Consider the following 13,525-nt stretch of genomic DNA (forward strand, 5'->3'; position numbering starts at 1 on the left):
TACTTTATGATTTACAGCTTGGCAAATCGTAAAGTGTGGTAATCAGTACTGCCAAATAGGTACTGAGTTGTTGTTAGACGCTTAAAGTAGTGACTTACATCCAACTCCTCAGTAACCCCTATACCGCCATGTAACTGTATCGCCTCTTGACCGATAAACCGCGCAGCTTTACCAATACGGCTTTTTGCAGCGGATATCGCCTTAGGCGCAACTCCGTTATTGCTATCAAGCTGTAGCGCAGCCATCAACAATATTGAGCGCGCTTGCTCATACTCAGTAAACATATCCACCATGCGGTGCTGTAGTGCCTGGAACTTGCCAATAGGAACACCAAACTGCTCCCGCGTCTTAGTGTACTCAACTGTCTTCTTATAGATCCTTTCCATAGCTCCAACAGCTTCTGCACACAATGCCAACGTCGCTCTATCAACAGCCTTTTCTATAGCTCCTAAAGCCGCCCCCTCTTCCCCTATCAGATTAGCTATGGGTACTTTCACGTTATTGAATTTAATTTCGGCGGCACGGTGTGCATCCACAGTGGCATATCCATGCCGCTGAAGCCCTTCTGTATTAGGATCGACAAGTAGTAAGGTGATCCCCTCACGATCTCGCTGTGCTCCGCTCGTCCGCACAGCAACTAAGAATTTATCTGCTACGTCACCATTTAGAACGACAGCTTTATGTCCATTCAGGAGGTAATTGTCTCCATCCTTTACCGCAGTCATGGCTATATCAGTAAGGTTATAGCGACTCTGTGACTCAGTAAAAGCAAATGCCAATTGCAATTGGCCTTCCATTAACATTCCCAGGAGTTCTCGCTTTTGCACCTCACTAGCGCAGTCAGCGATAAGACCACCACTGAGAACAACACTGGCTAGGAAAGGCTCAACCACTAAACCTCGACCGAACTCCTCCATAACCACTATAAAGTCTACGGCGGAGCCTCCTAGGCCTCCATCATCCTTTCCAAACGGCACCATTAACCAGCCGAGTTCCGCAAATAGCTTCCAATTTTCCTTACTGAAGCCAATATCGTTACTCACTATTTTACAACGACGGTCAAAGTCATAATCCTGCTGGATAAACTTGCTCACACTGCTTTGCAGCATCTGCTGCTCTTCGCTGTAGGAAAAATCCATCGCTCAAGTCCTCTTTAGATGCTGCACTTACAGGCCAAGTACCCATTTACTGATAATATTTTTCTGAATCTCATTACTTCCGCCATAAATTGAGGATTTACGGTTATTTAAGTAACGAGGCACACTGCTGGCAATAACACCGGGGCCCACCCATTCTCCGTCAAACCCGCTCCTAAACTGCTCTCTCACAAACGGCATTCCGTAGTAACCCGCAGTCTCCATATACAGTTCATCGATAAGTTGAGCGACTTCGGTTCCTTTGATTTTAAGGATGGAAGATTCCGCTCCTGGGGCACCACCTGTACTTACCGCCGCAAGCGTACGTAGTTCAGTAAACTCCAGAGCCAAGAGCTCAATTTCAACTTCGGCCAGTTTTTGGGCAAAAGCCGGGTTCTCAAGCAGACTACTTTCTCCATCGCAGGTCTCTTTGGCTAAATCCTTTAGCGTTTGTAAGCGTTTCTTGGATTTTGCCACCCGCGCAATACCGGTGCGTTCGTGGGTTAGCAAAACCTTGGCGTAAGTCCACCCTTGCCCCTCCTCGCCAATACGGTTTTCTACCGGTACCCTCACATTATTGAAATGGACTTCATTTACTTCATGGTGACCACCCAAGGTCATAATTGGCGAAACCGTAATACCGGGGTGTTTCATATCAATTAGCAAGAAGCTGATAGCAGCCTGGTTCTTTACTTGAGGCCCACCAGTACGAACCAAACAAAATATCCAGTCTGCAAAGTGACCCAAGGTATTCCAGGTCTTGGTGCCGTTGACAATATACTCACCGCCATCACGGACAGCTGTTGTTTTTAAGGAAGCTAAATCTGAGCCAGCATTTGGTTCCGAATACCCCTGACACCACCAGACATTACTTGCCAGGATGTCAGGCAGAAATCGTTGCTTTTGTTCTTCACTACCGTAGGTAAAGATCACTGGAGCAACCATTTTTAAGCCGAAAGGAATCAACTCTGGTACACCATAGTTAGCACATTCGTCTGCCCAAATGTGTTTCTGAGTAGGTGTCCAACCGGTACCTCCATATTCAACCGGCCAATTCGTAGCTGCCCACCCTTGCTCATAGAGTATTTTTTGCCAGCGAACAAAATCCTCTTTCTCCAAGGGGATTTCCTTCAGGGTTTTCTCTCTAATATCTTCAGGAAGTTTCTCTTGGAGAAACTGCTGGACCTCCTGCTGAAAAGCTAACTCTTCGGGAGAAAAATCTATATTCATTCGCCTGCTCCTTTATTAGTCGGCGCATTGAACAGCAGCTCCTACAAACTGCTTCTATCACAATCTTGCGCAGCAAAAACACGCAATCTTTTGAAAGATCCCCGGTACAGGCGGAACTAGTGTTTAACAGATTCACCTCGACAAGTTACTTAATTGCCTTTGAATCGATCCCAACGATTTAAATTATTGGCGTAAAATGCCTTTATCGAAATAAAAAACCGAGCATTTCTAGCGCCAATCAACTCCAGATAGGCACACAAATCAACCGTTCGAAAAATAAAACAGGAAAAAACTCAACAACATGGCGCCTCTTTATTTTTAATAAGTTTTTATGCGCCATTTTCCATTAAAAAATGCATTGGGCACTTCTTAATATGTAAAACACTAACACCTTATTCCGCAGAGTGGAATGCTGTATTCACTTTTGCTATGGTCGTCACCATAATAACCAAAGTGAGAGAAGCCCCCATGTCGATCACGCCCATTCAATCCTCCGATACAATGTTGCAGTCACTTGCTGAAATTCAGGAGTATGAAAAAGTCCCCCTTTCGCAGCGATACCCCTGGGAAAGCACTTTTGATTTAATCCGGCAATCTGCCCGCCTCTACCAACATGACTCGGCCATCGAATTCCTGCCAACGGCCGCACCTGACGAAGACACGGTTAAAGTAACTTTCTCCGAGTTATCCCAGCGAGTGCACCAGACTGCCAATCTTCTTCACTCCATCGGTGTTGAGCCAACCGATACAGTGACTTTATTACTACCCAATTTGCCAGAAACTCATTTTGCACTTTGGGGAGGCCAGGCAGCAGGTATTACCAGCCCTATTAATCCGTTGCTGGAACCCGAACATATAATCGAAATTATGAATACCACCAGGGCTAAAGTCCTGGTCACTCTTGGCCAAGATCTTAGCGAGGAAATATGGGATAAAGTAACGCAAATTCTCGAGCAAGTTCCCACATTAAAAACTCTGTTACTAATCAGTAAAAAGCCAATTAGCAATACTCCAGTTCCAGCGGGTATTCACGCAGATAATTTTGTCTCGGCTATATCCCAACAGTCGGACGATCATCTAAAGAGTGAGCGTTATATCCAGGGGAGTGAAACCGCTAGTTATTTCCACACCGGGGGCACTACTGGAAGACCTAAAATAGCCCGCTTAACTCACAGCAATATTGCCTTCGTCGCTCAATTAAGTGCTGATACGTCATCCAGCAAAGGGCGCTTCGCTACCCTAAGCGGACTTCCGCTGTTTCATATTTTCGGTACGGTTGTTGCGGGTATTGGCACCCTATTGGCCGGACGCACAATTGTTATCATGACACCCTCTGGTTTTCGCTCACCCAATGTCCTGCCAAATTGGTGGCATCATGTTGCGCGTTTTCAGGTGAAGGGCTTTGCCGCCGTCCCCACCATCCTCGGTGTATTGATGCAAATTCCAGTGGGTGACAATGACATCAGCTGTCTGACAGACATTGGCTGTGGAGCCTCCACCCTGCCAACGGGGTTGAAGAATGCCTTTGAGGAGAAGTTCAACGTCCTTGTCAGTAATGGCTATGGCATGACAGAGTCCAGCTGCCTTTTAGCTCGCCCTCCTACCGATATGCAAGCCCCTGAAGGCAGCGTCGGCCGGCGATTGCCTTATATGGAAATGAAAATTGCCGAAGTAGACGGTACCCGACTGGTTAGAACCTGCAATACAGGAGAGGTGGGCATAGTACTCGCGCGCGGGCCACATATTTTTTCTGGCTACTTATCAGAAGAGGATAATGCTAAAGCCTGGGTCGATAAGTCCTGGTTTAATACCGGCGATATGGGATATCTCGATGGAGATGGTAACCTGTTCTTAACCGGGCGGGCCAAGGATTTAATTATTCGCGGCGGCCACAATATAGATCCGGCTCTGATCGAAGAACCATTATCCCGTCACCCTGCCGTTGCTATTGCCGTTGCAGTGGGTCAACCAGATGCTTATGCCGGAGAAGTTCCAGTAGCTTACGTTACCCTGTTTCCATCCACAAACCCGCCCACAGAAGAACAACTCATTGACTATTGCCGTAGCCAAATTTCTGAGCGTGCAGCCATTCCTAAACGCGTGGAAATTATTGATGAGATTCCACTCACTGCTGTAGCCAAAGTATTCAAACCAGCTCTGCGCAATCGCGCTACCGAATATGTCGTAGGCCAGGCATTAGAGGAAAAAAGTATTACCGCTAAGTTTTCCGCCCACTTCGATGCATCCCTTGGCCAGGTAGCAAAAGTTCAACTTGAACAAGCCTCCAGCAAAGCCGCTGTAGAGGAAGCCCTGGAAAATTTACCCGTGGCTTTGGAGTTTGAATAAAAGAAATTACCGCATGACTCAATGCACTTAGAACTCCAATATCGGAAATTTCACTATGTCACATGCCTATATTTATGACGGCGGCCGCAGTGTTTTTGGCCGCCACGGGGGCAGCCTTTCCAGTATCCGGCCCGACAACCTGCTTGCCCATGTCATCAGGACCCTGACTGAAAGAAACAATTTTAACCCTCAACATTTTGAGGACGTTATTGCGGGCAATACCAATCAGGCGGGAGAAGACAGTCGCAACGTTGCCCGATTTTCAGGCCTGCTAGCAGGCCTGCCCATATCCACTGGCGGCATAACGGTAAATCGCCTTTGTGGTTCCGGCTTGTCCGCCATAGCAGATGCCGCTCGCTGCATTCGCGCCGCAGAAGGAGAGCTATTTATCGCGGGAGGTGTCGAATCAATGAGTCGCGCCCCCCTGGTTCTCTCCAAAGCCAACAGTGCTTTTGATCGCAATCAGGTGCTGGCAGATACGACCCTAGGCCCCCGCTTCACCAACCCAGACATTGTTGCTGAGTATGGAAGCCACAGCATGCCTCAGACCGCAGACAATATTGCATCAGACCTGAATATTTGCCGGGAAGAGTGCGATACATTTGCATTGGCATCACAAACTAAATACGAGTCGGCACGTACCGATGGCTTCTTTGTCGATGAAATTATTCCCATCGAAGTACCCCAAGGCCGCAAGAAGCCAGCCCTTCTTATCGATACGGATGAACATCCCCGTCCCAATGCAACATTGGAGCGACTTCAAGCCCTACCCGCGCTTTTCGAAGATGGAGTGGTTACTGCCGGCAACGCTTCCGGCATCAACGATGGCGCGGCGGCACTCATTGTTGGTAGCGCCGAAGCAGGCCAAGCAGCAGATCTAAAGCCAAGGGCACGTATTCTCGCCAGCGCCATTGCAGGAGTAGAGCCGCGAGTGATGGGGTTGGGCCCGGTACCGGCTACCCGTAAAGCCCTTGCCCGGGCGGGCTTGGAGCTTGGGGATATGGATGTAATGGAGTTCAACGAAGCTTTTGCGGTACAGGCTATGGGCTGCCTCAAAATGCTCGAAATTGATTATGCGGACCCACGGGTAAATCCCAATGGTGGTGCCATCGCCGTTGGTCACCCCCTGGGGGCCAGTGGTGCCCGTATTTTGCTAACAGCATTGCGCCAGCTGGAACGTACCGGCGGGCGCTATGCACTGGCCACCATGTGTATCGGGATTGGCCAGGGCATCGCTGTAATCATAGAACGCATTTAAACCTGATTAGATGTAAATAAAACCGAGACCGAACAGTTGTCACTTAAGATCTGGAGATAGCAATGTCTAGTGTAAGTTATGAACTCATTGGCGATATCGGTGTAATTCGATTGAACAATCCCCCTGTGAACGCCCTTTCTCACGGCTTGCGTGAGGGCATTTGGGGAGCGATTAAGAACGCTCAAGGCGATGCATCAAAAGCCCTGGTGCTAGTGTGTGAAGGCCGAACTTTTATCGCTGGTGCCGACATTACGGAATTTGGCAAGCCACCACAGGCGCCCGCCCTATCAGAAGTGATTGAGGAAATAGAAAACTCCTGTAAACCAGTGATCGCCGCCATTCACGGCACGGCACTCGGCGGTGGATTCGAAGTCGCGCTAGCCTGCCATTACCGCTGTGCAATAGCATCGGCCAAAGTGGGGCTTCCAGAAGTCAAACTGGGATTACTGCCAGGGGCCGGTGGCACCCAGCGCACCCCACGCTTGGCTGGTGTTGCCGCTGCACTGGAATTAATCACAAAAGGCAGTCCAATACCGGCCTCTAAAGCCAAAAGTATGAAGTTAATAGACCGGGTTATCGATAATGACTTGTTAGAGGGAGCCCTCGCCTTTACCCGTGAATTGATAACAAATGAAGCTCCTCTGCGCCGAGTCAGAGACATCGCAATAGATCCTGACAGCATTCCTGAGGAGTTATTTGATGATTTCCGCAAGCGCCTTGAAAAGAGATCACGAGGTCAGCTTGCACCGCAACATATTGTTACCTGTATAGAGGCCGCAGTTCACCAGCCTTTTGATCAAGGTCTCGCGAAAGAGCTCGACCTGTTTATCGAATGCCTGCTCTCCAGCCAATCGGCCGCCCTCAGGCATTTGTTTTTTGCCGAGCGCACTGCAACCAAAGTCACGGGCTTACCAAAAGACCTACCCACCAGGGAGATAAAGAGCGTGGGCATTATCGGTGGAGGCACTATGGGCGGAGGCATCGCCATGAATTTTGCCAATGTCGGTATTCCAGTCAAGCTGGTAGAAGTCGATCAAACTGCGATAAATCGAGGGCTAGCAGTGATCGACAAGAATTACACCATCAGCATGCAGAAAGGGAAACTCACAGAAGGTCAAAAAACTCATTGTCTCTCGTTGATTTCCGGCACAACTGACTACGCAGAGCTAGCTGATGTAGACCTAGTCATTGAGGCCGTATTTGAAAATATGGAGCTCAAACAGGAAATTTTTGCCAAATTGGATCAATCCTGCAAACCCGGTACCATCCTTGCAACCAACACTTCCTACCAGGATATTGATCAAATCGCATCTGCAACCAACAGGCCTCAAGATCTTATAGGGATGCATTTTTTCAGCCCTGCCAATGTAATGAAACTACTCGAGGTGGTTCGCGGCTCGGAAAGTGCTGACGATGTAATTGCCACTGCCATGCAACTCGCTAAAACGATCAAGAAAGTACCCGTACTAGCGGGAAACTGTTACGGCTTTATTGGTAATCGTATGTTGCGCCCCTATGGCAGAGAGTCACAGCTGTGTTTAATCGAGGGCTCAACCCCGGAGCAGATTGATTCGGTTATGCAATCTTGGGGGATGGCTATGGGCCCTATCGCCGTTGGAGATCTAGCGGGGCTGGATATCGGCTACAAGGCGCGCCAGGGCCTGAGCGAATCAGAAAAAGGAGAGCCAAAAACCTACTGTATTGCAGATGCCCTGGTTGAAATGGGCCGCCTGGGCCAGAAAAGTGGAGCCGGCTACTATCGCTACGATCCCGAAACTCGCGCTCGCAGCAGCGACCCGGAAGTACTGAAAGTCATTGAAGCCCAAGCTAAAAGCCAAGGGGTTGTAAGGCGGGAAATTTCCGACGAGGAGATTCTAAACCGCCTAACTTTCGCGCTGATTAATGAAGGAGCCAAAATCCTGGAGGAAGGCATAGCCCAACGTCCGAGTGATATAGACGTTGTATATGTTTACGGTTATGGCTTTCCGCCCCATCGTGGAGGACCTATGCACTATGCCGACAGTATCGGCTTGAAGGAAATCTACGAAAAAATATGTACTTTCCGCCAGCAGCATGGAGATACCTACTGGACTCCAGCCCCTTTACTGGAACGGCTAGCCCAAGAGGGAAAAACATTTGCGCAATGGGCTGATGGCAAAATCTAAGCTTGTAAACTATAGGGGAAGTCAGTATGACTACTGGCTTCCCACTTTACCCGCTGCAGCCAAATAAAGAAGTTGTGTCACCATGAGTAGGCCTGATGCCTTAGTCGAAGTACAATCCCCACCAAGTCAGCCACTCCGCACGGATATCCCAAACTGGAAGGGCATTGGTTTTGCATTGGCTACCGCGCTGGTAGCAAGTACAGCGGCCGCAGCCAGCAAATGGGTGTCTACCGCTGTCCCCGTGCCATTAATTACGCTCAGCCAATACAGTATCTGCCTGATACTGCTAACCCCATGGCTAGTGCGACAAACGCCTCGACACCTTACCACCCAACACTGGAGAACCCACCTAATACGCGGTTTTGCTGGGTGGTTATGCTTTTTCACATATTTTTCTGCCCTAAGCAAAATTTCACTAATGGAAGCGGGACTATTGCGTAATGCAGCTCCCATTTTTGTTCCCCTTATTGCCTGGCTTTGGTCTCGAGCAAAAATCCCCATAGCCCACTGGCTACCAATCTTACTGGGCTTACTGGGGATCACCTTGATTCTTCAACCCAACGTGGACGGTATTAGTAGCGGCCATGCCTTCGGCCTGATTTCAGGGCTTACCCTGGCTGCCTCTATGGTCGGAACACGAATTTTGTCCCGTACCGACCGGCCCAGCCTTATATTGTTTTACTACGTATTAATCTCGTTCGCGTGCAGCCTGCCCCTGGGTATCTATTATTGGGAACCAATACCATTATGGACACTCCCCTATCTTTTTTTTAACGGTGTCTCTGTACTCTTGGCTATCTGGCTGTACACCAAAGCATATAGCTATGCAAAACCCAGTGTGGTGTCGCCAATCAGTTACTTTGGTGTGGTTATTGCCGGACTTCTAGGTTGGCTCATTTGGCAGCACTTACCTAATACTATTGCACTGGTGGGGACGCTGATCGTTATCAGTGCAGGATTGCTCACAGTCTACCTTTCAACTCAGAAAACAAATTGTAGCGACCCATCATAAACTTACTTTCTAAGGTGAAATTGGATGAATTGGCAGAACAAGAAACAACCCCCATTCAATGACCACCTAGGTATAACCATAGATAATTGGCAGGAAGGCCATGTTGCAATCAGCGTAGAAGTACAACCGGAACACCTGAATACCCACGGTGTACCCCACGGTGGTTTTATTACAACATTAATCGATATCGCTGGCTCTTACTGCGGCCTCTACTGCCCCCACCCCAACCGCCGTCGTAGAGCCTTTACACTGTCTTTAACAGCAAATTTCACCGGTCAGGCCAAGACTAATCAACTCACTGCGATAGGTAAGCTAACGAGTACTGGACGAAAGATATTCTATTCATATACAGAGGTATACGACAGTGAAGGAACTTTAATTGCTACCGGCCAAATGACTATGCGCTATCGTGGTGGCAGTGAAACATTGGATGGTGAATTGATTGAAAAGGAATCTTACGAAGCTGCTGAATAGATATTCAAAGTATCTATCCACTTTACCATAAAGTATCTCCAGACTCTCACCGCGATGCGGCCCTAGGTCGCAATGATCAGCGGCTCAATTAGCTTCACCGAAACTACTAGCAATAACATAAACGTAATAGGTCTTAAAATTAGAAGAGGGTCTTCCTTAGAGAAAGTAAACATCCATTGAAATTTCTCTTATTCTAACTTAACATTCAATACATATATGCTTACTGTGAAACTGGCTTAAATTCTCATTTAATGTTGCAGTCTATAAATCCACATCAGATAAATATTGATTTCTATATGCATTTAAATACGAGCCAAAATTTTCATACTATCTTAGATCCCTCACCAAGCTAAGAAAAGATATCATATACTATTGATCCATGCGGAGAACTATAAAACCAACAACTCTCCAGCTGCAAAAAATGAAATGCCAAAGAAATACATCAAAAAATATAACATACCATTTAAATTAGCTTGTTTTTCGCATGAACCACCAGATGGACAAATCACCCTTCTACTGTGTTTAACCATGATAAACTAGTGTCACCGTTATTTCAGTATGGTTATATTTGAATTTTTAGGGCGTATTTATAGGCAGTTGGGGCCGGAGCGAAAGCCATACCATTCAAGGACTAACAATGATTATTCACGAATAGTACGTGCCCTCCTTTGGGAGGAGGCAGGTGAGCTAATTATGACTCCAATTATTATAATAGAAGCTATTCTGTTACTAACGCCCCATAAAGCACGCTCTGCAAGGGCATTTTTGTTAACCGGTACAGATCTCGACCGTCGCGAGTAATTAGCTTGACTCAAGTCGGCCTATTTAATGTTACGCGTAGATCACTGATAGACATATTGAATACATCAGATATAAATCTCAGCTGATCGATTTAAATCTTATTTCCTTTATTCACGCTCATAAGTTCCAGCAGAACATTTTTTGGACTGACTCGCAAGCAAACTGACAAATGATGAATGTTACAAAAACAACCCTGCCATGCATATCATCTGACATTACAGTATTCAACTTAATCTTCAGTTTTTCGTAAAATTTTATTAGGATGAATATCATCTGAATCAACAATAACTTTTCCTTCCTCCAACTTTTTACTAATTTTTGGCAATAAAGATTTTTATGTTGGACGACCTCCAAGATACGTGATATTAGAAAGGAAAGTATTAAGCAACTCTGTGATTGAACGCTCTTAACCCTCTACGTTAATTCTAGAACTCATACTGGCATGGAAACAATTAACGATTTTAATACAAAACTACTTCAAGCGTATGCCAAGGATCGGCTTGAAACCAGGTTTTGAGCTGAAATATGGGAGAAGGTTACCGGTCGTTACTAAATGAGCCGGCTTTGAAAGATTGGTGATACTATTATATTATTTGAAGTTGGCTGTGGATTGTCTGACTTAGGGCTTGCCTTATAGCGTAAACGTTGCATTTGGGCCTGAGGGTTAACTACTACCTATTTGGCGAGAAAAAACTAACTACTTACCAATATGACTTTATTTCTCTCTACCCTTGAAAACATTAACCGGGAATTGCTTTATATTCTAACTCCTTATAGATGAGAATATTCTTCTAATGCATGAATACAGAAAAGAAATTGACGGATTAAGATTCTTGGCTGTTGCTCCCGTAATTATCTTTCACTATCATCCGGCCACACTGCCTCTGGGTTACTTGGGGGTAGATCTTTTTTTTGTGATCTCTGGATATTTGATCACCGGGCTGATAATGAAAGATGCCGATAAAGGGAGTTTCAATTTAGCTCATTTTTACATCCGACGAATTAGGAGAATTTTACCGGCTGTATTGGTCGTATTCCTTTTTGTGTTAATTTCTGGTCTAATTTTTTTCATCTCTTCAGATTTAATCAGGTTATCTACAAGCCTGCTAACAAGCTTATTTTTTGTTTCCAATATATACTTTTGGCGCTCAGGTGGTTATTTTGGTGCTAGTGATGAACTGAAGCCTTTATTACATTCTTGGTCCTTGAGTATCGAAGAGCAATTTTATCTTGTTTTCCCTTGCACGCTATTACTGCTAACCAAATTATCCAAAAATAAGAATTTTTATATAATCTTAGCTTGCTTAGTTATATTGACATCCATCAGCCTAAATATATTCATTCTTTCTATCGGGGGTGAAAATCCTGCTTTTTTTCTTACACCCACACGAATCTGGCAGCTTGCAATTGGCGTCCTGGTTGCTCTATTAGCTTATAGAAACCCACAGCAAAATAAAAACATAAATATTCTGCTATCTTACCTGGGGTTTGGGATGATCATAGTCGCGTATTCATATCCCGAAAACTCGATTATTCCAGCTATTTTGATAACGACAGGGGCAGGACTAATGTTGTATCAACCCATTGGTTCGCAAAGTTTGTTATATTGTATCTTAACTTTATCAGCAATTCGTTTTATAGGCCTTATTTCATATTCCATGTATTTGTGGCACTGGCCAGTTATCTCTATCATTAAATATGTTTATGTTGATCCACCTAGTAATTATGTATTGATATTAGGATTCTTATTTACATGCCTTGCTTCAGCTTTGACCTGGAAATTTATTGAAATTCCTTTTCGCAACAAATATCCTGATAAACTTTCCATACTATTGATTTCCCTGTTATATATCTTGATCGTCGCATCGACCGCACTAATTTTTAGCTTTAATGGATTTCCTAAGCGTCACCCTCCATTAGCAAATAATTTTTCGGAATCGATAAGCTCTAACTTTCGTTGTGGGGTTAGAGAATACTTACCTTTTGGTGCCTCTAGAGCTTGTTTAGTCGCAGGTGATAATAAGCAACCCTATTCAACAGTACTTTTGGGTAATTCTCATGCACAAATGTATGGTCCAGCTTTTGTTAATGCATTAAACAGTATTGATGAGAAAGGTCTAATTGTCCCTTTAAATAGCTGCTTGCCAACACTTAGAGTCAATCTCAGTCAAGATTGTTTGAGAAAAGCAAAAAAGAACTATGAAGCTATTGTTTCTACTAAGGAAATACAGAAGGTAATTATCGCACAAACTTGGCATTCTAATAGATATATTAGCTCTGAAGGTAGTCTTGTCAGTAGAAAAGCCAGGGAAGCCTTGGCTGAGGCTACGATTAGCTTTGTCAATCGATTGGAGAAAGCTGGTAAGATAGTGTATGTATTAGGGCCGATTCAAATACCTGGCTATAATTTTCCATCTATTGAAAGCCGAAAGTTGGCTATGGGAATCTATAATCCAAAGCATTTCTTTGTAGGAATTGAAAAATTTAATGAAGATTATCTTGACGTTGTTAACTACCTACATAGTAGATTGGGTGACCAACTGATGTTACCTCACCAGATTCTATGCCCAGAAAATACCTGCCTATTTTCTAATGGCGAGGTTTCATACTTTAGCGATAATCACCATTTGAGTCCTGCAGGTGCATTACTTATGACTCCGTTATTTGATACGATAGTCAAGGGAACTTAAGTTAACTGTTAGGTTAGATTAAGTCGAGTATATAGTTTATTCAGGATATAAATAATGAGCATAAAATATAAACAAGGAACTAAAGCTGACTGTCATCGTGTAGCGGAACTCGATTACATAACATCCGACGGTGTTGTTGAGTATCTTTTACTCGATTTTATTCCCGACCAATCGCCCTTCGTTTCGGATAATAAGTGCCGTTAGTCCGGGAGGGTTCTTCTGATAGCGCCGGCACCTCTCCCGGCCAAGATATGATCTGAGGGAGTTGTAATGATATTGTGGAGGAACAGCTTGGATGAAATCCCAGGGGCCTCGCGTAGCTTAAACGAGAAACAATATATAAAGTAAGGCAATCCTTAGGAATAACTCGTGAGCCTTGAAGGCTAAGCCAGATCAGATATAGTTTAAACCCT

Annotated in this window: 8 protein-coding genes; 6 read left to right on the plus strand and 2 right to left on the minus strand. The window is 45.3% G+C overall.

Going from position 1 to position 13,525, the window contains the following annotated elements:
• Nucleotides 1-11: 11 nt before the first annotated feature.
• Both ACJJIM_RS10480 and ACJJIM_RS10485 read right to left on the minus strand, forming a co-directional pair.
• The gene (locus ACJJIM_RS10480) at nucleotides 12-1,139 is read right to left on the minus strand and encodes an acyl-CoA dehydrogenase family protein (RefSeq protein WP_444913234.1); all 1,128 of its coding nucleotides are present in this window, start codon (nucleotides 1,137-1,139) and stop codon (nucleotides 12-14) included.
• Nucleotides 1,140-1,166: 27 nt separating this feature from the next.
• Nucleotides 1,167-2,366: an acyl-CoA dehydrogenase family protein gene (locus ACJJIM_RS10485; protein ID WP_444913235.1), complete on the minus strand. Its 1,200-nt coding sequence runs from the start codon at nucleotides 2,364-2,366 to the stop codon at nucleotides 1,167-1,169.
• 468 nt (nucleotides 2,367-2,834) lie between these two features.
• On the opposite strand from ACJJIM_RS10485, the gene ACJJIM_RS10490 reads away from it, so the two are divergent.
• From ACJJIM_RS10490 to ACJJIM_RS10515, 6 genes are all read left to right on the plus strand, one after another.
• Nucleotides 2,835-4,712, plus strand: coding sequence for an acyl-CoA synthetase (locus ACJJIM_RS10490; RefSeq protein WP_444913236.1), 1,878 nt, complete (start codon nucleotides 2,835-2,837; stop codon nucleotides 4,710-4,712).
• 55 nt (nucleotides 4,713-4,767) lie between these two features.
• On the plus strand, nucleotides 4,768-5,970 hold the full coding sequence (locus tag ACJJIM_RS10495) for a 3-oxoadipyl-CoA thiolase (protein ID WP_444913237.1): 1,203 nt from the start codon (nucleotides 4,768-4,770) through the stop codon (nucleotides 5,968-5,970).
• 62 nt (nucleotides 5,971-6,032) lie between these two features.
• Nucleotides 6,033-8,135 carry a 3-hydroxyacyl-CoA dehydrogenase NAD-binding domain-containing protein gene (locus ACJJIM_RS10500; RefSeq protein ID WP_444913238.1) on the plus strand — a complete coding sequence of 701 codons (2,103 nt, stop codon included), beginning with the start codon at nucleotides 6,033-6,035 and terminating at the stop codon, nucleotides 8,133-8,135.
• Between the two features lie 82 nt (nucleotides 8,136-8,217).
• A complete protein-coding gene (locus ACJJIM_RS10505) occupies nucleotides 8,218-9,147 on the plus strand; it encodes a DMT family transporter (protein WP_444913239.1) in 930 nt (309 codons plus the stop codon).
• A 24-nt stretch (nucleotides 9,148-9,171) separates the two neighbouring features.
• Nucleotides 9,172-9,621, plus strand: coding sequence for a PaaI family thioesterase (locus ACJJIM_RS10510; RefSeq protein WP_444913240.1), 450 nt, complete (start codon nucleotides 9,172-9,174; stop codon nucleotides 9,619-9,621).
• 1,595 nt (nucleotides 9,622-11,216) lie between these two features.
• A complete protein-coding gene (locus ACJJIM_RS10515) occupies nucleotides 11,217-13,112 on the plus strand; it encodes an acyltransferase family protein (RefSeq protein ID WP_444913241.1) in 1,896 nt (631 codons plus the stop codon).
• Nucleotides 13,113-13,525 lie beyond the last annotated feature (413 nt).

The sequence above is a fragment of the Microbulbifer maximicatervae (SeqCode) genome, from assembly GCF_052467615.1.

Excerpts from the sequence above, each read along its gene's own strand:
- ACJJIM_RS10495 (WP_444913237.1), top strand. The coding sequence starts at position 4,768 with ATGTCACATGCCTATATTTATGACGGCGGCCGCAGTGTTTTTGGCCGC.
- ACJJIM_RS10485 (WP_444913235.1), bottom strand. The coding sequence starts at position 2,366 with ATGAATATAGATTTTTCTCCCGAAGAGTTAGCTTTTCAGCAGGAGGTC.
- ACJJIM_RS10515 (WP_444913241.1), top strand. The coding sequence starts at position 11,217 with ATGCATGAATACAGAAAAGAAATTGACGGATTAAGATTCTTGGCTGTT.
- ACJJIM_RS10505 (WP_444913239.1), top strand. The coding sequence starts at position 8,218 with ATGAGTAGGCCTGATGCCTTAGTCGAAGTACAATCCCCACCAAGTCAG.
- ACJJIM_RS10510 (WP_444913240.1), top strand. The coding sequence starts at position 9,172 with ATGAATTGGCAGAACAAGAAACAACCCCCATTCAATGACCACCTAGGT.
- ACJJIM_RS10500 (WP_444913238.1), top strand. The coding sequence starts at position 6,033 with ATGTCTAGTGTAAGTTATGAACTCATTGGCGATATCGGTGTAATTCGA.
- ACJJIM_RS10480 (WP_444913234.1), bottom strand. The coding sequence starts at position 1,139 with ATGGATTTTTCCTACAGCGAAGAGCAGCAGATGCTGCAAAGCAGTGTG.
- ACJJIM_RS10490 (WP_444913236.1), top strand. The coding sequence starts at position 2,835 with ATGTCGATCACGCCCATTCAATCCTCCGATACAATGTTGCAGTCACTT.